Annotated in this window: 18 protein-coding genes; 8 read left to right on the forward strand and 10 right to left on the reverse strand. The window is 39.5% G+C overall.

The features are described from left to right. Nucleotides 1-8: 8 nt before the first annotated feature. The 4 genes from I6J02_RS20895 to I6J02_RS20910 form a co-directional block, all read right to left on the reverse strand. Nucleotides 9-3,605: a response regulator gene (locus I6J02_RS20895; protein ID WP_201679689.1), complete on the reverse strand. Its 3,597-nt coding sequence runs from the start codon at nt 3,603-3,605 to the stop codon at nt 9-11. A 7-nt stretch (nt 3,606-3,612) separates the two neighbouring features. Continuing rightward, on the reverse strand, nt 3,613-5,094 hold the full coding sequence (locus tag I6J02_RS20900; RefSeq protein WP_236582214.1) for an ATP-binding protein: 1,482 nt from the start codon (nt 5,092-5,094) through the stop codon (nt 3,613-3,615). A 253-nt stretch (nt 5,095-5,347) separates the two neighbouring features. Further along, nucleotides 5,348-5,917, reverse strand: a complete 570-nt coding sequence (locus tag I6J02_RS20905; RefSeq protein WP_201679690.1) for a gluconate 2-dehydrogenase subunit 3 family protein — start codon at nt 5,915-5,917, stop codon at nt 5,348-5,350. 18 nt (nt 5,918-5,935) lie between these two features. Then, entirely contained in the window at nt 5,936-7,624 is a 1,689-nt protein-coding gene (locus tag I6J02_RS20910; protein WP_201679691.1) for a GMC oxidoreductase, read from the reverse strand. Between the two features lie 429 nt (nt 7,625-8,053). Here I6J02_RS20910 and I6J02_RS20915 point away from each other — a divergent pair, with 429 nt between their 5' ends. From I6J02_RS20915 to I6J02_RS20930, 4 genes are all read left to right on the forward strand, one after another. Next, the gene (locus I6J02_RS20915) at nt 8,054-9,106 is read left to right on the forward strand and encodes a sugar phosphate isomerase/epimerase family protein (protein WP_201679692.1); all 1,053 of its coding nucleotides are present in this window, start codon (nt 8,054-8,056) and stop codon (nt 9,104-9,106) included. A gap of 30 nt (nt 9,107-9,136) precedes the next feature. After that, nucleotides 9,137-10,288: a Gfo/Idh/MocA family protein gene (locus I6J02_RS20920; RefSeq protein WP_201679693.1), complete on the forward strand. Its 1,152-nt coding sequence runs from the start codon at nt 9,137-9,139 to the stop codon at nt 10,286-10,288. A 27-nt stretch (nt 10,289-10,315) separates the two neighbouring features. Next, nucleotides 10,316-11,647 (forward strand): Gfo/Idh/MocA family oxidoreductase, encoded by a 1,332-nt coding sequence (locus I6J02_RS20925; RefSeq protein ID WP_201679694.1) that lies wholly within the window; start codon nt 10,316-10,318, stop codon nt 11,645-11,647. 154 nt (nt 11,648-11,801) lie between these two features. Further along, the gene (locus tag I6J02_RS20930) at nt 11,802-13,133 is read left to right on the forward strand and encodes a Gfo/Idh/MocA family oxidoreductase (protein WP_201679695.1); all 1,332 of its coding nucleotides are present in this window, start codon (nt 11,802-11,804) and stop codon (nt 13,131-13,133) included. Between the two features lie 113 nt (nt 13,134-13,246). Here the strand turns inward: I6J02_RS20930 and I6J02_RS20935 are convergent, their stop codons facing one another. Together I6J02_RS20935 and I6J02_RS20940 are read right to left on the reverse strand one after the other, a co-directional pair. Continuing rightward, nucleotides 13,247-14,446 (reverse strand): GTP-binding protein, encoded by a 1,200-nt coding sequence (locus I6J02_RS20935; protein ID WP_201679696.1) that lies wholly within the window; start codon nt 14,444-14,446, stop codon nt 13,247-13,249. A gap of 27 nt (nt 14,447-14,473) precedes the next feature. Continuing rightward, on the reverse strand, nt 14,474-14,695 hold the full coding sequence (locus tag I6J02_RS20940) for a hypothetical protein (RefSeq protein WP_236582215.1): 222 nt from the start codon (nt 14,693-14,695) through the stop codon (nt 14,474-14,476). A gap of 109 nt (nt 14,696-14,804) precedes the next feature. Between I6J02_RS20940 and I6J02_RS20945 the strand changes: the two genes are divergently transcribed. Then, nucleotides 14,805-15,305, forward strand: coding sequence for a hypothetical protein (locus I6J02_RS20945; protein ID WP_201679697.1), 501 nt, complete (start codon nt 14,805-14,807; stop codon nt 15,303-15,305). A gap of 118 nt (nt 15,306-15,423) precedes the next feature. Further along, complete coding sequence (locus I6J02_RS20950; protein ID WP_201679698.1) at nt 15,424-16,809, forward strand: tetratricopeptide repeat protein; 1,386 nt, start codon at nt 15,424-15,426, stop codon at nt 16,807-16,809. 6 nt (nt 16,810-16,815) lie between these two features. On the opposite strand, the gene I6J02_RS20955 is transcribed toward I6J02_RS20950, so the two are convergent. Further along, nucleotides 16,816-17,805 (reverse strand): aldo/keto reductase, encoded by a 990-nt coding sequence (locus I6J02_RS20955; protein WP_201679699.1) that lies wholly within the window; start codon nt 17,803-17,805, stop codon nt 16,816-16,818. A 337-nt stretch (nt 17,806-18,142) separates the two neighbouring features. Between I6J02_RS20955 and I6J02_RS20960 the strand changes: the two genes are divergently transcribed. Together I6J02_RS20960 and I6J02_RS20965 are read left to right on the forward strand one after the other, a co-directional pair. After that, nucleotides 18,143-18,361 (forward strand): hypothetical protein, encoded by a 219-nt coding sequence (locus I6J02_RS20960; RefSeq protein WP_201679700.1) that lies wholly within the window; start codon nt 18,143-18,145, stop codon nt 18,359-18,361. Between the two features lie 198 nt (nt 18,362-18,559). Next, nucleotides 18,560-19,474, forward strand: a complete 915-nt coding sequence (locus I6J02_RS20965) for a penicillin-binding transpeptidase domain-containing protein (protein WP_236582216.1) — start codon at nt 18,560-18,562, stop codon at nt 19,472-19,474. A 79-nt stretch (nt 19,475-19,553) separates the two neighbouring features. Here I6J02_RS20965 and I6J02_RS20970 read toward each other — a convergent pair whose 3' ends face one another. From I6J02_RS20970 to I6J02_RS20980, 3 genes are all read right to left on the reverse strand, one after another. After that, a complete protein-coding gene (locus tag I6J02_RS20970) occupies nt 19,554-20,270 on the reverse strand; it encodes a 3-ketoacyl-ACP reductase (protein WP_201679702.1) in 717 nt (238 codons plus the stop codon). Between the two features lie 196 nt (nt 20,271-20,466). After that, nucleotides 20,467-20,898, reverse strand: coding sequence for an FKBP-type peptidyl-prolyl cis-trans isomerase (locus I6J02_RS20975; protein WP_201679703.1), 432 nt, complete (start codon nt 20,896-20,898; stop codon nt 20,467-20,469). An 87-nt stretch (nt 20,899-20,985) separates the two neighbouring features. Then, nucleotides 20,986-22,560: a mechanosensitive ion channel family protein gene (locus tag I6J02_RS20980; RefSeq protein WP_236582218.1), complete on the reverse strand. Its 1,575-nt coding sequence runs from the start codon at nt 22,558-22,560 to the stop codon at nt 20,986-20,988. Nucleotides 22,561-22,580: the final 20 nt, after the last annotated feature.

Genomic DNA, 22,580 nt, shown 5'->3' on the forward strand with positions numbered 1-22,580 from the left:
TGACCATATTAATTTTCATATAACCATACTCTGAGTAAAGAGAGCAACTGATCTGCATCCACCGGCTTTGATATATAGTCTGATGCACCTGCGATAATACATTTTTCGCGGTCACCGGTCATTGCTTTTGCTGTTACTGCCATTATAGGCAGTTTTGCATACTGTGGTGACTGTCTTATCAACCGGATGGTTTCATATCCGTCCATTTCAGGCATCATCATATCCATAAGCACAATTGAAATATCAGGATTATCTTTTAATTGCTGAATAGCTTCTTTTCCATCTATAGCGGAAATTACCTTCATCTGATATTTTTCTAACGCTTTAGTCAGCGAAAAGATATTACGCACATCATCATCCGCAATCAATACTTTCTTATTACTCAGCACTTCATTTAATGAACCCAGTTTATTAGCCTTCTTCTGCACCTGGTCAGCATTCTTTTCTTCTACCAAATGCAGGAATAATCCGACCTCATCTAAGATTCGCTGATAAGAATGTGCCGTTTTGATTACAATAGAATCAGCATATTGCTTAATCTTCGTTTCTTCGGCTTTGGACAGATTTTTACCTGTGAAAATGATGATAGGTAAATTCTCCAGACCCTCATTTTTCTTGATTGCTTCCAGTGTCTCATAGCCTGTCTTATCCGGAATACCCATGTCCAGAATGACACAATTAACAGCATCTGAAGTCAATGCTTCTACACTGTCTTTCACATTGCTTCTGATCTCAGAGGCAATATTAAAGTTGCTCAGAAAATACGATAAGGCAGTTGCATGCTTAGGGTTCTCTTCTACAATCAGTACTTTTTTAGGATAACGGGCCAAAGCATCTTCAATCTTCTTAAACATGCCTCCGATCTGTTCCATTGCAATAGGTTTGTTGATAAAATCTATCGCCCCTTTGAGTAAACTCTCCTTTTTCATTTTCAGAGAGGACATCATATGTACAGGAATTGGTCGTGTGGCCGGATTACTTTTTAATTCATCCATAACTTGCCATCCGTCTTTTATAGGAAGCTGTATATCCAGCAAAATGGCCAAAGGTTTGTATTTTTCAGCAAATTCTGCAGCAATATCTCCTCTTACGGCTACTATTCCTTTATAATTTTGCTGTCGTGTATATTTCAGCAGTGCCTTAGCAAAGTTGGTGTCGTCCTCCACGATCAGGATAACCTTGTCATGCTCCTTAATATTATTTCTATCATCCTCGATCTCTGCAGGTATATCCAGAATAACGTACGGACTGATTTCTTCAGCGACCAAAGCATTCACCTCTTCCACATCAGAAGATATAATAGCAACCAATTCATCCGCTTTCGGACTGATGACAGATACCTGTTTCGATTTTGGAATAACAAGACTGAATATACTTCCCTCATTTTCTTTGCTCTCCAGTCTGATTTCTCCTCCCAAAAGACGGGCTATTTCGCGGCTTATAGACAGCCCAAGCCCTGTACCGCCAAATTTTCTTCTGGTAGACCCATCGGCCTGCTGGAAAGCTTCAAATACTATTTTCTGCTTCTCTTCAGCAATACCAATTCCGGTATCTTTTACAGCAAATACAATATTATTCCCGTTACTTTCTTCCTCTGTTATGGTCAGTGTAATACTTCCTTTGGATGTAAACTTAATCGCATTTGACAGCAGATTCCGCAGCACCTGATCCAGTCGTAATCTATCTGTCTCCAGTGTCGAAGGCAAGTCCGGCTGGATAACAATATTCAGATCCAGTGATTTTTCCTTCACTATAGGTGCAAACAGGCTGCTTAATTCCTGTGTTACGTCTGATAGTTTAACATCCTGGTACTCCAGTTCCATCTTACCGGCTTCGATCTTCGAAAGATCCAATATCTCATCAATAAGACTCAACAAGCTCGTACCCGAACTTTGTATAACCTTCGCTGATTCGATTTGATCTTCATTCAGATTCTCTTCTGTATTTTCTGACATGAGTCTTGAAAGAAGCAAAATCGAATTTAAAGGAGTCCTTAACTCATGAGACATATTCGCCAGAAATTCTGACTTATATTTTGTACTTAAGGCAAGTTCTTCTGCTTTTTCCTGAATCTCCAGATTACGTTCCGCAATAAGATGATTCTTTTCTTCCAATAGTTTGGAACGCTCTTCCAGTTCCTGATTAGATTGTAAAAGTTCTTCCTGCTGAACGCGCAGTTCTTCTTCCGAAGCCTGCAGTTTTTGGGTTTGTGCCTCCAGTTCTGTGTTCAGATTTTCCAGTTCAGAATGCTGCGCCTGCAGTTCTTCTGACTGTGCCTGGGTTTCTTCCAAAAGGGTTTGTACCTGTTTTCTGCTTTTGGCTGCAGCAAGAGCCAGCGCTATAGTGGCAGAAGCTTCCTTGAAAAAGCCAATCTTTAACTTATCAAATTTATGTGCCGATCCCAGTTCGATAACACCTATACAGATACCGTTAAGAATAACGGGTAACAGTAAAATATGACCTACTGCCAATTTACCGTTTGAAAAGCTAACAATATAGTCTTCAGCCTGAATCCCCTCAATCAGTTTTTCCTTGCCATCTTTCAGAACCTGACCAACCATTCCTTCACCGATTTCAAGTGTTTTGGTCATTCTTTCTTCCAGCGCATAGGCACTTTGCAGTCTGATCAGATCATTCTCCAGCAGATAAAATGCACCGTTTATACAATCTCCGTAATTCGTCAGGTGCGACAGAGAATCTTCCGCCAATACTTCCTGGCTTTTATTACCTACAAGTATTTCATTCAGCTTCGCTAATCCTGTCTGACGCCAATCGTTATTATTCAGTTTATCAAAAGAAGATTTTAAAGCGTCTGTCATATCATTCAGAGATCCTGCCAGACTTCCCAGATCATCTTCTTCTGTATCATTGATTCGTATAGTGTAGTCTCCATGAGCAATATTATTCGCGATTTTTTGAATAACATTCAAGCGGCGGCTTATCTCCTCATCCTTTTTCTTTAAAGAAGACTGCAGCTGCTCTCTCTTATAATAATCTTCTCTTATTTTTTTGTAGAATACAGAAGTAATAATCAAAGAAGCTATAGCCGCTATTACAATAAAAAAAGAAGTGTATTTTGATGAAGCATCGAGGGCTATTGTTCTCTTGTTTAGAAGCATTTCCTCTTCATTTGTAAAACCAGCAATAATATTCCGGCAGCTATCCATATAACGTTTGCCTTCCTCTAACTGTTCTACTGTAATATCACCACCTTGTTTTCTGATTTTCACCAGATTCTGAAGAATATTTATTCTGGAATTGACTAATGATTCAAGGCTGTCTGAGCGACGGGTTTGGTTCGGATTGTCTATCGTCAACTCCCGTACAGTTTTTAGTGACTCCGGTAAAGATTGCGTACTATTGATATAAGGCTCCAGAAAACTTTCTTTACCTGTAAGCTGAAAACCACGCTGTCCTGTTTCCGCATTTTGCAGATCGACAAGAATCTTGTTGACGCCACTGATCACCTGACGGGTATGATCCACCTTCTTTCGGTTATTGATTTGTTCCTTTATACTGAGATAGGAAGCGGTAGAACTCGCCAACAATATCAGTAATGAAACTCCAAAGCCTATCTGAAGGCTGCGTATAAATTTGCCAGGCATGCGCTGTCTAGTTTAAAGGTATAGTGAAATAAAATGTTGATCCTTGTCCGGTCTGACTCTGTATACCAAATGTTCCGTTATGTTGGCGGATGATTTCTGAACAGATGTAAAGGCCTATTCCCAGACCCTGAAATTTGAGAGAGGACTCTTCAACACGATAGAATTTATTGAAAATATTTTTTTGCTTATGCTCAGGAATTCCAATTCCGAAATCAGTAACATCTACTTTGATTTGGGCATTTTCCTGTTCTGTTTTAATAATCACTCTTTTTGAATCAGGCGAATACTTAATAGCATTTGTCAGGTAATTTATTAATACCTGTTCGATCCTTATTTCATCACCAAGTACAGGCTGATCAATAAGATCGCCCTCTCGTTCAATCTTTATATTACTGTTTTCATGTGTGTGGTATATGGTATCCACAACGTTACTCAGCAAATTTTCAAAGTTGAAGAGTCTTTTATTCATCTTTAGTTTACCGTTATCTATTTTAGATATATCCAGTAAATCTGCAATCAGACTATTCAGTTTAGAGACTTGATGCTGTACAGTATTCAGGTATTTGCTTGTAGCTGTATTTTCTTCGGCACTCAGGGTTCGTTCTAACAGTTGTATGTATGCCTTGATACTGGTGAGCGGAGTTTTCAATTCATGGCTGGCGATACTCAGAAATTCATCTTTCTTTTTCTCTATTTGTTTCTGATCATCAATGTCTGTGAAAGTCCCCACCCATTTAACAATGACCTCCTGCTCTCTTATAGGTATAATACGCAATAAATGAAATCTGAATATATCCGAATCGATCTCTTTAATCCTGACTTCAAGTTCCAGCGAATTGCTACTGGCCATAGCCAACAACCACTCATCCCAGATATTTTTATCTTCCGGATGTGTTTTCGGAAATGTTTCAGATGAAAGTGAATACTTAAACCACTTTTCATTAACAAATTCAATATGACCTTCTGCATTTGCGGTGAATGCGATCTGAGGCAGAGACTCTAAGGTAGAATGCAAATGATAAACCCTCTCTTTTAATTTTGCTTCTGCATTCTTTCTGGTTTCGATTTCGGAAATAAGAGCTTGCTGCGTTTCATTTAGAGCTAGTGTCTGTTCGTACAACCGATAGAATGTCTTTACCTTTAACAGCAGAATATCGGGATCTACAGGTTTAGTTACATAATCTATCCCTCCTGATTCATAGCCTTTTGTGATAAATTTCTTATCGGTATTGACCGCAGAAAGAAAAATAATGGGAATTTCCTTTGTTTTGCTGAAGCCTGAAAGGGTCTCTGCAACTTCAAAGCCATCAATACCCGGCATTTGAACGTCCAGAATGATAAGGGCGTAATTATTTCTTAATACCTTTTTTAGTGCTTCTTCTCCGGACAATGCTGTGTCTACTAAAAAATCCTTGGATTCTAATAATCGTTTTAAAGAATAAATATTTTCTGATTTGTCATCAACAATTAGAATCATGTGCTTGTTCATAGTTTTAAAGACCGATTTTTTGATGCGAAGTGACGATCTGAATTTTAAAGGCTTAAAATAACCATTTATTATTTAATAATACAAGTTGTGCCACCAAAAAAATACGTTGAAAATCTAGCTAAAAAACAGATCAGCTTAATTATTATCTTCAATACACAACTATTTTAGAGAGATAAAGAAAATGTAGATTTAATTAGAAATAAAAATGCACCACTTCTAGGGTGCATTTAGTCTCTTATAAAAACTATTCAGGTTAAGTTGCCCATGCCCGGTCACCTTTCCGGTAAGGATAATCACCATCATATTTACCCGGGATTTTTACATAGCGAAGTACTTCTGTAGCACCTAACTTTGAACTAAAAAAAGTGAGCAAAGTCAGCTGTTTAAACAAAGTGAAAAAATGAGGCGGATCCTGCTCTTTTCTTTTACCATTATACTCCTTGGATTCCTTATCCAGCTTATTGACAAATAACGTCTGGTCTTTTTTCTCTAACTTCTGAAATTCGCTTCCAAACTCTTTCTTAGCTCTTGTATCTATCGCAGCAAGGCCTTCCATAAAAATCTTTTGTTCATCAGCTGTATAGCAATCTCTTACTATCACCGGGATCACCTCCCCTACACCGGCTTCTTTTGCGCCGGGAGTTTTTGTCTTCGGCAAAATAGCTTCTGCCAGATCCCCTATAAAATCAATAGATTCAGCCTCAAAAAGCTTTTTAATATCCTGCGATGCCGGTCTTTTGCAACCTTCCAGAAAAAGATTTGCGCCGACTATAGTTCCCCCCATCAGTAAGGCCACCCGTTGTATTGCGTCTCTTCTATTCATTGTTATGAAATAAATATGTTAAAGATTTCCTTTTTTTAACTCACTGACTGCAAAATCTACCGCCCGAGCTGTAAAAGCCATATAAGTAAGTGATGGATTGACACAGGATGCCGAAGTCATAAAAGCTCCGTCTGTCACGAATACATTCGTTGCATCCCATACCTGATTATGTTTATTGAGTACCGATGTACGCGGATCATGCCCCATCCTCGCTGTACCCATTTCATGTATACCCTGTCCCATGCTAAATCCTCCGTCAAATGTTGATACATCTTTTACACCAATAGATTCCAGCATTTCCTTCATTTCTTCACTGGCATCCTTCCGTATTTTTTTCTCATTTTCTTTGATTTCAGCATCCATCGCCAATACTGGAAGCCCCCACTTATCTTTTTGCGACTTATCCAGTGTAATTTTATTTTCATGATAAGGCAATATTTCCCCGAATGCCCCGAATCCCATATACCATGATCCCGCTTCTGATATCGCATCTTTCCATGCCCCGCCTACACTCATATCATCTACATCACCGGACCAGCGGCCACGCGACGCTCCTCCCTGATAACCAAATCCACGCAGGTAGTTCCTCTTTTTAGTATCTCCTTCTACATTTGCAAACCGGGGAACATAAAGGCCGTTTGCACGTCTGCCGAACACATACTTATCTTCATACCCCTCTACTCTACCTCCTGCTCCGCTATTTAACATATGATCCATCAGATTATGTCCCAGTTCACCACTACTGCTCCCTAGTCCTCCTTCCCAGATATCGGTAGCCGAATTCATCAATACCCAGGTAGAATTGAGTGCTGAAGCACACACAAAAACAATCTTTGCAAAATACTCATAGGTCTTATTGGTCTCTGCATCCAGTATTTCTACACCTTTAGCTTTTTTTGTATCCTTATCATAAATAATATTCTTGACAATAGAAAAGGGTCTGAGTGTCAGATTTCCAGTCTTCAAAGCTGCCGGAAGTGTTGAGGATTGTGTACTGAAATATCCTCCGAAGTTACATCCCAGACCACATTTATTCTGATACTGGCAATTGACCCGGCCATGATGAGGAACCGTTATATTAGCCACTCTTCCTATTATAAAATGTCTTTTGCCTGTATATTTACGCTTAATCCTTTCGGCCATCTCTTTTTCGACAAAATTCATAGCCATAGGAGGCATAAAATCTCCATCAGGTAATACCGAGATACCATCTCTGTTACCGGAAATACCTGCAAACTTTTCAACATAGCTGTACCATGGTGCTATATCTTTATAACGAACAGGCCAGTCTATGCCATGTCCGTCTTTAGCATTCGCTTCAAAATCCAGATCCGACAGACGATAGCTTTGCCTTCCCCACATTAGAGAACGCCCACCGACATGATACCCTCTGAACCAGTTAAAGGGTTTAACTTCCTTATATGGACTCTCTGCTTCATTGGTCCAGAAATCAACATTACTTTCACTTATCCACTGATTCATAATTCCAAAAGGCAAATATTTTTTAGCAATATCCAGCGGCACCTTACCTCTGTGCGGAAAATCCCAGGGATCTTTATTGGGTGACGGATAATCTTTCACATGCTCGATATTGCGTCCACGCTCTAACATAATGGTCTTCAGTCCCTTTTCTGTGAGTTCTTTTGCCGCCCAGCCACCCGTGATCCCGGACCCGATGACAATTGCATCATAAACATTATTTGCCATTTCTCTCTTAATTAGTTTATTTGGTTATTAGTAGTGTACACTTCAGAAAATACCGTTCTAGTCAGTTTTTTAGGCTATAATTTTGCGTATCCTGGTTGTTAAACCGCTATTTAAATTTGATTTTTTAAACCATCAATATATGCAGCTATACGTTTATCTTTATATTGTTAACCAAAATTTGACTATTCCGGAAAATATATTTCAAGTGCCTTATTATTTATGCTGTTTGTGTTTTATAAGACAAGTGTATGATTTTTTTTTGATTTAATTGCAACCGGTTGTTTTTTTTTGTAAAATTGTATAACACAAGCTCGTACAAGAATAACCATATTATAAAATTATTAAAAAACAGATTTAACTTTTGTTTCCTATCCGGATACGCAACTATTCGTCAGGAACAACATAACGTATCTGTCTAAATGAAATACTATGATAACAATTAAAGGTCCTGCAATTTTTCTTGCGCAATTTATCGGTGATGAAGCACCATTTAATACATTAGAAGGCATCTGCCAATGGGCGTCAGATCTGGGATACAAAGGTATACAGCTCCCTACTTTAGATGCACGTTTCATTGATCTCGAAAAGGCAGCAAATGATAAAAATTATGCACTGGAACTGAAGGCTAAAATAAAATCATACGGATTAGAAATTACAGAGCTATCGACGCATCTTCAGGGTCAGCTGGTTGCTGTCAATCCCGCTTTTGATGATCTTTTTGATGCTTTTGCACCAAAAGAATTGCACGGCAATCCCAAGGCGAGACAACAATGGGCTATACAACAGCTTAAATATGCTATCAAAGCTTCTCATAATCTCGGACTCAAGGCATTAGCAACTTTCAGCGGAGCCTTGTTATGGCCATTTGTATATCCCTGGCCGCAGCGTCCTGAAAATCTGATCGAGACCGGATTTGCAGAACTCGCCACCTTATGGTTACCCATACTCGATGAAGCCGAACGTTATGATGTCCATATCTGCTACGAACTACATCCGGGTGAGGATCTGCATGATGGTATTACATTCGATATGTTCCTTGAAAAAGTAAACTATCACAACCGAGCCAATATTCTATATGATCCTTCTCATTTTATTTTGCAGTGTCTGGACTATCTGCAATTTATCGACCTCTACCACGATCGTATTAAAATGTTTCATGTAAAAGATGCTGAGTTTACACCATCCGGTCGTCAGGGTGTATATGGAGGATATCAAAACTGGCAATCAAGAGCCGGACGATTCAGATCTGTAGGTGATGGACAGGTTGATTTTAAATCCGTTTTTACAAAACTGACACAATACAATTTTCAGGGATGGGCTGTACTGGAATGGGAATGCGCCTTTAAAAACCCGGAAGACGGAGCAAGAGAAGGAGCTCTTTTTATAAAAGACTATATTATAAGGGTCACTGACAAAGCATTTGATAATTTTGCAGCAGTAGAAACCAATAACGACCTTAATAAAAAACTATTAGGTCTGTAAATGATATAACCCTCCAAAAAATTGAGTGCTATGAGCTTTACAAAAATAAGAATGGGCATGATAGGCGGTGGCAAAAATGCTTTTATCGGAGCTGTCCACCGTATGGCCGCCAGTCTGGATGGTCATATCGAATTCTGTTGCGGTGCATTAAGTGCAGATCCCTCTACCGCAAGAGAATCCGGAGAACTCTTATCCCTTCCCGAAGAAAGAATCTATACAAGCTATCAGGAAATGATAGAGCGGGAAAGTCAACTGCCTGCAGATAAGCGGATGCATTTCGTAAGTATTGTCACGCCCAACTTTGCCCATTTTGAACCGGCTATGATGGCGCTCGATCATGGCTTTCATGTTGTTCTTGAAAAACCTATGACACTCACGCTGGAACAGGCTTTACAGCTTCAGCGAAAGATAACCGCAACAGGACTTCTGCTCTGCCTTACCCATACCTATTCGGCTTATCCGATGGTCAAACAGGCACGGCAACTTGTGAAAGAAAATAAACTGGGAAAGATCCGAAAAATAATGGTGGAATATCCTCAGGGTTGGCTCAGTACAATGATCGAAACGGATGTAGCACTTGCGGCATGGCGTACCGATCCCGAAAAAAGTGGAAAAAGTGGCTGTATGGGAGATATAGGTACACATGCAGCACATTTGGCAGAATACATCTCAGGACTGAAAATAGAGAAAATATGTGCTGATCTGCACACATTCGTGGAAGGCAGAAGACTGGAAGATGATGGTAACATATTGTTACGCTTTGATAATGGAGCTACGGGTGTGCTGTCTGCATCTCAGGTCGCTGCAGGAGAAGAAAATGCGCTAAAAATCAGGGTATACGGTGAAATGGCTGGTCTGGAATGGAATCAGCAGGAACCCAATACACTTCTGCTCAAATGGCTCGATGCTCCGGCGCAGATATTCCGTACAGGACAATCCTACCTGCATCCTGTCACAAAACACAATACCCGACTGCCAGCAGGCCATCCTGAAGGATATGTTGAAGCATTCGCTAATATTTACAACAACTTTGCATTAACGCTTTTGGCTTCATTAAACGGAACAAAAGCTTCAGAGACGGAACTGGATTTTCCAACTACAGACGACGGTGTTCGTGGAATGAGATTTATAGAAACAGTAATAGCCTCCGCACAGTCTGATCTGAAATGGACTGACTTTTAATAAAATCAACATAAAAAACCATAAAATATGAATACCCGAAGACAATTTCTTAAAAAAACATCCTTACTGGCAGGAACTGGATTGCTCGCCTCTACCGTCCCAAATTCTGTATTTGCGATGTTCAATAGCGACATTATGCCAAATGACCAGGTGAATATTGCTGTGATCGGCGCCAAAGGTATGGGCTGGTCCAATGTAAGCGCAGCTATGAAAATACCGGGCGTCAATCTCATTGGTATATGTGATGTAGATAAAAATGTAATTGACAGCCGGTTAGCAGACCTTAGCAAACAGAATATAGATACAAATAAAATAAAAATATATGGCGATTATCGTGCATTGCTGGACAACAAAGATGTCGATGCTGTCATTATAGGCACTCCTGACCACTGGCATGCCTTACAAATGATCCATGCCTGTGAAGCAGGAAAAGATGTCTATGTAGAAAAACCAGTAGGAAACTCTATTGTCGAATGTAACCGTATGGTTGCTGCTCAGGCACGATACAATAAAGTTGTACAGGCCGGGCAATGGCAACGCAGCCAAAAGCATTTCAAAGATGCTGTAGATTTCATCGGTACCGGACAGCTCGGGAATATACGTACCGTAAAAGTATGGTGCTATCAGGGATGGATGAAACCAGGGCCAGTAGTGCCTAACAGTGCCGTACCAACAGGAGTAGATTACAAACAATGGTTAGGCCCTGCTCCTCTTGTCCCCTTTAATTCCAGTCGGTTCCATTTTAATTTTCGTTGGTTTTGGGATTATGCAGGCGGTCTGATGACAGACTGGGGGGTACATCTTCTGGATTATGCTTTACTGGGTATGAAAGCAGAATTACCTAAATCCATAGTGGGATTAGGAGGTCGTTTTGCTTATCCGGATCTATACGAAGAAACTCCGGATACATTGACTACACTGTACGAGTTTGATAAGTTTAATATGGTTTGGGATTCTGCAATGGGTATTGACAATGGCTCATACAACAGGGATCATGGCATAGCCTACATCGGCAATAACGGTACATTGATCCTTAACCGTGGTGGCTGGGAAGTGATAGAAGAGAAAAAAAGTCAGAATAAAGTGGTGAAACCATTTACCGCGGCATCCGACAATGGTCTCCAAAACCATATGCAAAATTTTATAGATATTATTAAAAGCCGGAAAATGGAGGATTTGAAATGTTCTATACAGGCAGGATCACACGTAGCCACGGTAGCCCAGATGGGAAATATATCCTACCGCAGCGGACAGAAACTCGTTTGGGACAAGAATAGTAATAGTTTTACAGACAATAAGATCAATAAACTATATCTTGAAAAAGAATATCACAACGGATATAAACTTCCGCGTGTATAAGAAAAAATCATATAGCGCCTGATAAGGTATACTGGTTTTATATTTTAATTTTAAAAAAAACAACATCAGCATACTGTGCAGCGTCTTTATAGCAGCAGCAAGTAAAACTACGATCCTGAAAAGAACCAACAGCATTATTAAGTAACCCTAAAAGATGGATACCCGAAGACAATTTCTCAAAAAGACTTCCCTGATGGCTGGAAGTGGATTATTAGCCTCTTACCTGCCAAATTCGGCATATGCGATTTTCAACAGTGGCATTATGCCAAATGAGCAGCTGAATATTGCCGTTATCGGTGCGAAAGGTATGGGCTGGTCTAATGTAAACGCAGCTATGAAAATACCGAGTATCAACCTCATTGGTATATGCGATGTAGACAAAAATGTAATTGACAGCCGGTTAGCAGACCTGAGTAAACAGAGCGTAGATACAAATAAGATTAAAAGATATGGCGATTATCGTGCGCTACTGGACAATAAAGATATTGATGCTGTCATCATAGGAACTCCTGATCACTGGCATGCTCTGCAAATGATACATGCCTGTGAAGCAGGAAAAGATGTCTATGTAGAAAAACCGGTAGGAAATTCTATTGTCGAATGCAATAGAATGGTTGACGCTCAGATACGATATAATAAAGTTGTACAGGCCGGACAATGGCAACGTAGTCAAAAGCATTTCAAAGATGCTGTAGACTTTATACATAGCGGACAATTAGGAAATATCCGGACCGTAAAGACCTGGTGCTATCAGGGAGGCAAAAAACCAGGCGCTGTAGTGCCAAACAGTCCTGCACCTGCCGGTGTGGATTATGAACAATGGTTGGGCCCCGCTCCTGTCGTTCCCTTTAACGCCAGTAGATTCCATTACAATTTTCGGTGGTTCTGGGATTATGCAGGCGGTCTGATGACAGACTGGGGGGTACATCTTCTGGATTATGCCTTACTGGGTATGAAAACAGACTTTCCTAAATCAATAGTAGGACTAGGAGGCCGTTTTGCCTATCCTGATTTATACGAAGAAACGCCTGACACGTTGACTACACTGTACGAATTTGACAAGTTCAATGTGGTTTGGGATTCCGCAATGGGAGTAGAAAACGGTCCCTACAACAGAGATCATGGGATAGCTTATATCGGCAATAACGGTACATTGATCCTCAACCGTGCCGGCTGGGAAGTGATAGAAGAGAAAAAAAGTCAGAATAAAGTGGTGAAGCCTTTCATCGCTGTATCCGACAAAGGTCTCCAAAACCATATGCAAAATTTTATAGATGTTATTAAAAGCCGGAAAATGGAAGATTTGAAATGTTCTATACAGGCCGGATCACACGTAGCCACGATAGCCCAGATGGGAAATATATCTTACCGCAGCGGGCAGAAACTCGTTTGGGATAAGAATAGCAATAGTTTTACAGACAACAAGATCAATAAACTATATCTGGAAAAAGAATATCACAACGGATACAAACTTCCGCGCGTGTAAGATCAATTCAGGATAGCAGCCATCTTCAGCATGATGAAGGTGGCTGATTATTCATAAAAAACCGCTGCCATCACTTAAAAAAGCAACAGACAGCGGCCAAAACAAACAATTTACTATATATGCTTAGGGAAGTTGTCTACCCAGTCATTGTACTTCCAGCTTTCAGCCTCTTCATCCGTCAGCAGACATTTTTCCAGCTGTTTTATGCAAACCTCTTTATCCAGATCCTGGCCGATAAATACCAGTTCTGTTTTTCTGTCTTCCCATTCAGGATGCCATCTTTTTCTCATTTCTGCTTCATACTCTTTAAAATCAGGATAGCGCTGACGCTCTCCTTCGGGAATGGAACACCACCAGACGCCTGCTCCTTCCAGCCGGAGACTTCCTCCTGCCTGACTGAAGCTGATAGCTTCATTAGGACGGGAGGCCATCCAGAACAGACCTTTGGCACGAATCAGATTATACGGATATGTAACATTCAGATATTGATACCAGCGTTGCGGATGAAAAGGTCGCTGACTCGTAAATACAAAGGAAGAAATACCATATTCCTCCGTTTCCGGCACCTGCTCCTGTGCCAACTCATTCTGCCAGGCATCAGAAGACTCCGCAATAGACTGATTGTAAAGACCTGTACCAATAATATCCGATACCACGATCTGTCCGAAAGAACTTTGGATAATTCGTGCGCCGGGGTTTAATTTTCTGATCGCAGCTTTTAATACACCAATTGTTTCTTCTGCAACAAGATCTACCTTATTCAGAATAATTACATTAGCAAATTCGACCTGATCCGTCAACAGATTGACAATAGTGCGACTATCATAATCATCATCCGTCAATCTGCGATCTGTCAATGTTTCTGCCGATCCGAAATCTTTAAAAAAGTTAAAACAATCGACTACAGTTACCATCGTGTCTATATAACTCAGATCAGGAAGATTAATCCCGTTTTGTTCATCTACAAAACTGAACGTCTGCGCAACAGGAAGCGGCTCTGATATACCTGTACTCTCGATAAGTAAATAATCAAACCTATTCTCTCTGGCCAGGCGCTCCACTTCCACCATCAGATCCTCACGCAGGGTACAGCAGATACAACCGTTACTCATCTCCACCAGCTTTTCCTCTGTCCGAGAAAGCGTGTTTTCTTTTTTGACCAATGAAGCGTCGATATTGATCTCGCTCATATCATTGACAATCACTGCAACCTTCAGATTCTCCTTATTGTGAAGAACGTGGTTGAGTAATGTAGTCTTTCCTGCTCCCAAAAATCCGCTAAGCACGGTTACAGGCAATTTTTTATTCTTCATTTTATAATAGATTTACGTATTCTTTGCCTATAGATACTGCCAGGATACTGATAACTTCAACCATTCTATTATTCGTTGACGGTGCTGCTCTCCATACAATCCCACAAACCGTTGTGTCTCCTCATGAGACACGTCAGTATAGATAGCCAGGCGCTTCTCTACAAAATCCCTCGTAAGCGTAATTCCGCATTTATTCTCAATACAATCTTTCCAGCTTTCGTAATCCTGAGGTACCATAATCCTTTCCATTCATGTTTCTGTCGAACAAAGATAATAACCAAAATTAATAAATGCAACATAGTTGCATTAAATAAATATTTCTGATATTTTTACTTTAGAAACTAAAAAATATATGCTCATGTCTCTTCACTTCTTTATTCCTCTTTTGATTATTGCTTTCATTATTTTATCCGTACATCCCTCCGGAGCACAGACAAACGTACAGCAACAACATATTATTGATCACAAACCGTTGATGAACAAAACCTGGGAGGTATTTGATCAGCTTATGTATAAGGTGGAGAAAAAAGCAGATAAGACTGTTTACATTCCACATTTTCCACCTGCTTTGCAGCAACTGAATAACAAAAGTGTCACCTTGCAGGGGTATATGGTCCCTATCAATACAGGGCGAAAACATAATTGGTTTCTATTGTCTGTCTTACCGGTAGCCCAATGCATGTTTTGCGGGCAAAACGGAATACCACCAATGGCAGAAATTATGATGAAAAACAAACATAAGGTTACATTTAGTGAATTGCCGGTCCGTATTACAGGTATTGTATATCTCAACGCAGATAAAGACGGACATACCGAGATTCAGATACGTGATGCTGAGTTGATCACTAACAAAAACTAATTCACTCATCAATAAACAATCCACACAACATACTAAAAATCAACATATAAGATATTATTTTGAAAGGAATATTTTATCTTTATGACGCATATTTAGCTATGAACCTATAACCAGAAAAATGAAAAGAGCTGTCGTTATTTTGATCGGGATACTATTTTCACAGCATATACCTGTTTTATCCTGCACTATTTTTATAGCCAGAGACGGAAAACAGGTTTTGGTCGGAAATAATGAAGACTACTCACCTTTGAAGAAGACCTATATATGGGTGAGGCCTTCAAAACAAAAAAAGAAAGGTTACATTTTCTGGGGATTTGAAGAAAAATTTCCGGAAGGGGGTATAAATGAACAGGGGCTCTTCTATGATGCAGCAGCCCTCCCTAAGGAAGTAGAAATCGTTAAAGATCCCGCAAAGCCCGATTTCGAAGGTTATATTCTGGAAAAAATTTTACAGGAATGCGGTACAGTAGAAGAAGCATTAAAACTCTTTGCCCGGTACAATCTAACATGGCAGCAAAAAGCCCAAATCATGATAGCTGACCGTACAGGTGATTACGCTATTGTCCATGCAAATTATATCATCCGCCCGGACAGTAAAAATTATGTACTTACAAATTATAATCTCCAGGATCCCCAATATACAGATTTCAAGTGCTGGCGCAGAAAAACGGCTTACAATTTACTCCAAACAAAACCGCTGACATTAGAAAATTTCAGACACATACTGGATGCAACGGCACAGCGGGAGACAGATAACAGTACAGTTTATTCACAGGTGTGCGACCTCAAAAACAAAACTATTTATCTCTACCAACGTCACGATTATACGGTTGTTCACAAGATAGATGTCCTTCAACTTCTCAAAAAGGGATATCAGAATATTGAAATAAAAGATTTATTTCCTAAAACATTATCCGAAAAAATAGAACAAACGTATAACCAACAAGGAATAGCAGCCACTATCTCCATGTACAAGCAGCAAAGAAAATCGAAAAACACATCTTATCAGTTTACTGAAAAAGATCTGGAAATACTTGGATATAGGCTTATAGATAGTAACCGGATTGCAGATGCCGAAAAGCTGTTTGAAACCAACCTCAGCTATTATCCGGATTCTGAAAATGCACGGGTAGCACTTGCAAATGCTTATCTTCTATCCGGAAAAACAGAAAAAGCAAACAAATTGTATAATCAGATCCGAAAAATAAATCCTTCAAACTACTATCTGAATCTATTCGGGCCGCAGCATAATATCATTACGTTCAGAATCAAAGGTATGCAGGGAGCCGAATCCATTGCTTTGACAGGTACCTTTAATAATTATGATCCAAAAGCCAATCCATTTATCAGAAAGGATGGAGAATGGATCTGCACACTTCATATCCCTCCCGGAAAATATGCATACAAAATTTATGTAGATAATACCTATTGGATGCAAGATCCCTGCAACCTCATGCATACCAAACCCAATGAATGGTGGGATTCCTACCTGCAGGTTCAATAATCAGGATTATCCTCCGGGAATCTGAGCTTTTGAATAGATAAGCCCTTCCTGCTTCAGCTCCTTCCAGAAATCAGGTGAAACAGGAGATTGAACAGCTCTGCAATTATCCAGTACCTGTCCGGGTCTGCTTGCTCCGGGGATTATAGATACAAATTCGTCAGCCGCTAATACGAACTGGATTGCTGCAGCGATCAGATCAGTACCGTGTTGCTGAGCAATAGCTGCTATACGCGCCCGCTTTTCAGCCATCCCTTTAGGAATAACATCTTTGTAATTATAGCGCTCTCTGCCTCCTATATATCCGGAATTAAATCCGGCTCCGGACACCAATTTAACACCATGTTCACGGACTACGGGCAATAAACGGTCTACAGCATCCTCATGCTCCAGAATTGAATATTGTGTCGCGGAAAGACAGATATCCGGATCAGCTACTTTTATGCAATCCAGAATAGGCTCAATCTTATTTACTCCCATCCCCCATGCTTTGATAATTCCCTGATCCCGGTAATCAGATAGTATTCTGAATGCACCCTTTTCTGCCTGCCGCAGATAATAATCATAACGATCGCCTACCTGATCTTCAGACAGATCGTGTACAAAAACGATATCCAGATGATCTAATCCTGTACGTGAAAGACTTTCTTCAATAGATCTTGCTGTCGCATCTGCAGTGTAGTCATGTCTGAAATCATACGCTAATGGAGCTTTCCACATCGTAGGGGGAACTGCAGCTTCTTCTACGGCTTCAAACAACCGACCGATCTTTGTAGAAAACACAAATTCGTTTCTGGATTTCTGACGCAAAAAATCTCCAAACCTTCGTTCACTTTTCGTAAGTCCGTACCAGGGTGATGTATCGTAATAACGGATACCCTGATTCCAGGCTGTTTCAAGAATATGATAAGATTCTTCATCAGATAACGGATCAAAGCCCGTTCCAATAGCAACTCCCCCTAATCCCAACGGATATTTTAGTTCAAAATGTGATTTCATCAGCAAATAAAATTAGTGTAACTGTTGTAGCAATAGTTATTCGATATAAACCCTTGTAATTCATATCTCCTTCTTAATAACAATATGAGTCTGAAATGGTTTGTAAAAAGTCCCAGCGCTCTTAGCATAATTTAATTGCAAATTATTCGTGACTTATTACATTTTTATCAACCTGATTATCAATGAAGTTTCTTTTTTATTTAAATTTGGTATACAGTATTATTGCAAAACTGCGATAGCTATTTTCTAATGGAGAGATCTTACTCAACTGATCTTAATCCACATTGTTAAACTCTAAAAGTTTCTTTCAAGAGATTTTTACTAAAATTAAAATGCTATGGAAAAATTAATGTTCGAAACAAATGTACACTGCTCCAGCCTCTTCCACAATATACATGGAGCAATTAAACAGATCGACGGAATCAAAAAATGGAAACTCGATCTGGAATCTGTTTACAAGGTACTTGTCATAGAAGGCCAATGTCTTGATCATCATATCATCATTAAAGAACTTGGCATTGCGGGTATAGAAGCGCAACGGCTTTATGAGGAATAAGATATTCTGTTACAACCACATCCACCCATGGGGATAATTCCCCGAATATATGCGAATCAGTCTTCAGCAGTTTAAGATGCTACTTTTATTACAATGAAGACTGTTCGCGTCTTAACTACTATTATATACTGTAGAAAAATCTATTCTACCGGTTATAAAATCTCTTATAATCAATATTATAACTGTAAATTTATAAGCATGAAAAATAGCTTTATCTTACTTGCTTACTACATCCTTTTTATCCTTTCTAACCAACCTCATGTTTCTGCACAACAAACCAAAAAAGTAAAGGCTTCATTCGTCAGTGACTCTATTAGCGTTCAGGAAGAATTTAACAGATACTTCGAAAACAAACATGCAAAAGGAGATATTATGGTATTGGATTTACAAAATAATAAATGGTTTGCTTCCGATGCAAAGTCTGTTTTTGTACCGTCGTTGCCGGCATCAACATTTAAAATCATCAATCTGCTGATTGCGCTGGAAACAAAAGTCATATCTGATGAAAACCAGGTCGTCAAGTGGACAGGTCACACAGATACCGTTAAATATGGATACAGACCAGATATATACCGGGACATGACAGTAAAAGAAGCTTTTGAAAAATCAGCAGGGTGGGTTTTCGTAGAGTTAGCTAAAAAAATAGGCAAGAAAAATTATCAGCATTATCTCTCTCTTGCCGGATATGGCAACGCTGATCTGAACGAAACAGATCCTGACTTTTGGAATTTTGGTAATTTCGGTATATCACCCTACAACCAGCTAGAATTTTTAAGAAAATTATATCTGGAGCAACTCTCTTTTGATAAAAGGCATATGCAAACCGTAAAAAGAGTTATGCTCTCAGAAGAGTATCCTGATTATGCTATCCATGCCAAAACGGGCTGGACACGAATAGACGGATTAAATATCGGATGGTGGGTAGGCTATATAGAAAAACAAAACAATACTTATTTATTTGCCACCAGACTATTTCAGGATCGAAATCTTAAAAATTCGGGATTTGGCAGCAGCAGAAAAGACATTACCCGCAGAGTACTTGAAGATCTTGGATTTATCGATATCCCTTCTTCGGCGAAGACTTCTACATTAACCATTCAGAGCCGCCATTGAAGGCAGCTCTGTAGGTAAAAAATAGCAGGAATGATACCGTTATCAGAAAGGAAAACAGAAGTACACAGTATTATTTTTATTAAGGATTCGTAGACCACAAAGAGGCAGATTTTAACAGCGCTCTTCTCGGTAATTTCAGATTAGCGATAATCAGCTCAGCAAAATCAGATGGCTGCAACACGCTGTCCGGATTACCATCAGTAAGTCCCAGATCAACAGACATATCCGAAGCAATGGTACTTGGAGTAAGTGTACAGACCCGTATATTATGTTTGCGGACTTCCTTCATTAAAGATTCAGACATACCGATCACAGCAAACTTGGAGGCCGAATATGCGGAAGTATTAGCATTGCCCGTCAATCCTGCAGTAGAGCTTACATTTACAATATCTCCCTGATTTTTTGCGACCAGATGTGGTAATACCTCCTTTGTAACATGATAGATCCCCATGACATTGGTCATCAGGATTTCCTGCCAGCGAAGAGCGTCCATATCCAAAAATGAACCAAACTCTGCAATACCAGCATTATTAATCAGTATATCAACTCCGCCTAATGTTTCGATCAGTTTAGAAACTTCAGATTTAACCTGCCCTGCATCTGCCACATCAAACACTGCATATACCGCTTGTATCCCAAAAGCTTCCAGTTCCTTTACAGTTTGCTTTAGATTTTCTTCATTACGGCCGGTAATGCCAACAGATACCCCTTCAGCAGCCAAAGCAAGAGCTGTTGCTTTTCCTAATCCCCTGCCCCCTCCTGTGATAATAGCTTTTTTATTGTGTAGATTTTCCATATCGTTTTACTAATATTTATCAAAAAAACAGATTGTAATACTGCGAATATAGCTTATTTGAATAGATTTAATTCTCCGTAAATGCGCTACAGTCACAGGCTGTACCCCTGCCAATCCAATCAAAAACACTCATTTTCAATTGAAAAAGACACAAGCTGAACGTATGTTAAGTTTAATAAAATGACACTTGGATGAGCTATAGAATAGCTTTTAGTTCCATTTCAAAAATAAGTGTACAGTTGCCTCCGCTATTCTCCGTCAGGGATTCAAATCCATAAGCCAGATGACATGGTATATATATTTTCCAATGACTTCCTATGGGCATCAATACCAATACTTCCTGCCATCCCTTGATCAGCTCACGTACAAAAAATGCTTCCGGTTTCTTTCGTTTGTAAGAACTGTCAAAAACGGTACCATCCAGTAATGTACCTTTATAATGACACAATACCTTTGCTTTTAAAGTAGGTATTTCTCCGTTTCCCTCTTTTAAGATTTCGTATTGTAATCCGGAAGGTTTTACAATTACATTATCCCGTTTTGCATTTTCTTCTAAGAAGGCTATACCCTCTTTCAGATTACGTTCCGCCAGGTCCCTTATTTTCTTCAGATATTTTGTAGATGCCACGTCTGCTTTTATTATTATGTAGGTTACAAAGATAACCGGATTGCAACTACTGTGCGTTTATTCTGCGAATTTTACTTGAATACCTTACTATTTTTCATTTCTGATGGTACTTGCATTTCCGTCACGTATGGCCTGATAATGTGGGGACATCATTTCTATGCCCGCCCCATCAAAGGCTTCATGTATATTCTTATGAAGTTCGGAATAAATCGGCGCCATTCTTTCAGGACTGTTGGTATATGCATTGATCTGATAAGAAACGTACCAGTCGTCAAGGCTGGTCTGCAATACAAATGGCGTCCTTTCCGGGGATATCCCATCTGTCTTTAGCGCAGCAGCAATCAACAATTCGTGAATCTTCTGCCAGCCAATATCATAACCTATAGAAATAGTAGTATGTATAATTAATCCGTCATCCCGGCAAAGACTGGTGTAATTGATGGTATTTCCATTGAGAATGGCACTATTCGGAATGGTAATAATTTCATTTTTTGTGGTCTGTAACCGTGTGACGAGCAAGGATTTTTCTAAAACTGTACCTTGAATTTCACCGATCTTGACTACATCGCCGATCTTAAAAGGTCTCATGTAAGTAATCACCATTCCGGCGACCCCATTGCTGATCGCAGAAGAAGATCCGAATGAAATAATCAATCCCAGAAATACAGATACCCCTTTGAAAATATCTGAATTAGATCCCGGAATAAACGGCCAGATCACTACGATCATAAAGGCATTCAGTACCAGGCGCACAATATTATACGTAGGCTTTGCCCAATCCGCATAAAAACCATTTATCTTCAGCTTGTCAGCCTCTATTTCATTCGCAAGAAAACGAATGAATTTCTTGACATAGTGAAATACAATATAAATAACTATTATCGTAATCAGATTTGGAATAAAATCGACTACAGAACTGATTATATTTTTCAGCGGATTGACTACAAAATTAATCAGATTATCGCCCCAGGGTTTTGTCCATGGAAATAATCTGAAAATTATTGGAAGCGTGAGATAAATCAATAAAAAAAATAAAAAATACTTAAAGATGCCCAAAGCTTTTTTGATCAGCATCACTTCTGTATCCTTATTAATCAGATCATAGTCTTTGATCTTGATCCTTCCTGCTCTTTTCTTAAATTTGATCAGAATCCAGGCTGTAAACCTGTTGAAATATTTATTGATGTAGTAAATACATAAAACAAGGATCAGCAAAATTAAGCTTCCCATTGCTCCGCGCTTTAAGAGCTCTGAAAAATCTGTTTCGCTTTTATATTTTTTGACATGCTGCAATATCAGCTGTTGATACGTGGCTGCCAACACATCCGGGGCGACCTGCATGGAATCGGCGTCAGGTTTGGAAATACTTAAGAGTATATTTCCTTTATACACAATATCAAATACCATAGAATCTGGTACCGTCAACAACGAGTCTGCAATAAAAAAAAGATCATCATCCAGTGCTTTGATCTTGTCGGTTGTGCGTTGTGCACGCTCGGACGCAGAAAGCGCACCTAATTTATTTTTAACATGAAAGAGCGTATCAGCATATACAATAACGGGATATCCCTTGTCTGTTTTCCGGAGATCCTGAGCTATGGCGATTGAAATAAAACCACAAAAAAAGAAAAGGAGAAATTGCAACTTAATAAATATATTCATCTTAAGGAAAAATTTACTAT

Origin of the sequence: Sphingobacterium spiritivorum (assembly GCF_016725325.1) — a bacterium.
GTDB lineage: Bacteria > Bacteroidota > Bacteroidia > Sphingobacteriales > Sphingobacteriaceae > Sphingobacterium.

Excerpts from the sequence above, each read along its gene's own strand:
- I6J02_RS20895 (WP_201679689.1), bottom strand. The coding sequence starts at position 3,605 with ATGCCTGGCAAATTTATACGCAGCCTTCAGATAGGCTTTGGAGTTTCA.
- I6J02_RS20900 (WP_236582214.1), bottom strand. The coding sequence starts at position 5,094 with ATGAACAAGCACATGATTCTAATTGTTGATGACAAATCAGAAAATATT.
- I6J02_RS20905 (WP_201679690.1), bottom strand. The coding sequence starts at position 5,917 with ATGAATAGAAGAGACGCAATACAACGGGTGGCCTTACTGATGGGGGGA.
- I6J02_RS20910 (WP_201679691.1), bottom strand. The coding sequence starts at position 7,624 with ATGGCAAATAATGTTTATGATGCAATTGTCATCGGGTCCGGGATCACG.
- I6J02_RS20915 (WP_201679692.1), top strand. The coding sequence starts at position 8,054 with ATGATAACAATTAAAGGTCCTGCAATTTTTCTTGCGCAATTTATCGGT.
- I6J02_RS20920 (WP_201679693.1), top strand. The coding sequence starts at position 9,137 with ATGAGCTTTACAAAAATAAGAATGGGCATGATAGGCGGTGGCAAAAAT.
- I6J02_RS20925 (WP_201679694.1), top strand. The coding sequence starts at position 10,316 with ATGAATACCCGAAGACAATTTCTTAAAAAAACATCCTTACTGGCAGGA.
- I6J02_RS20930 (WP_201679695.1), top strand. The coding sequence starts at position 11,802 with ATGGATACCCGAAGACAATTTCTCAAAAAGACTTCCCTGATGGCTGGA.
- I6J02_RS20935 (WP_201679696.1), bottom strand. The coding sequence starts at position 14,446 with ATGAAGAATAAAAAATTGCCTGTAACCGTGCTTAGCGGATTTTTGGGA.
- I6J02_RS20940 (WP_236582215.1), bottom strand. The coding sequence starts at position 14,695 with ATGGAAAGGATTATGGTACCTCAGGATTACGAAAGCTGGAAAGATTGT.
- I6J02_RS20945 (WP_201679697.1), top strand. The coding sequence starts at position 14,805 with ATGTCTCTTCACTTCTTTATTCCTCTTTTGATTATTGCTTTCATTATT.
- I6J02_RS20950 (WP_201679698.1), top strand. The coding sequence starts at position 15,424 with ATGAAAAGAGCTGTCGTTATTTTGATCGGGATACTATTTTCACAGCAT.
- I6J02_RS20955 (WP_201679699.1), bottom strand. The coding sequence starts at position 17,805 with ATGAAATCACATTTTGAACTAAAATATCCGTTGGGATTAGGGGGAGTT.
- I6J02_RS20960 (WP_201679700.1), top strand. The coding sequence starts at position 18,143 with ATGGAAAAATTAATGTTCGAAACAAATGTACACTGCTCCAGCCTCTTC.
- I6J02_RS20965 (WP_236582216.1), top strand. The coding sequence starts at position 18,560 with ATGAAAAATAGCTTTATCTTACTTGCTTACTACATCCTTTTTATCCTT.
- I6J02_RS20970 (WP_201679702.1), bottom strand. The coding sequence starts at position 20,270 with ATGGAAAATCTACACAATAAAAAAGCTATTATCACAGGAGGGGGCAGG.
- I6J02_RS20980 (WP_236582218.1), bottom strand. The coding sequence starts at position 22,560 with ATGAATATATTTATTAAGTTGCAATTTCTCCTTTTCTTTTTTTGTGGT.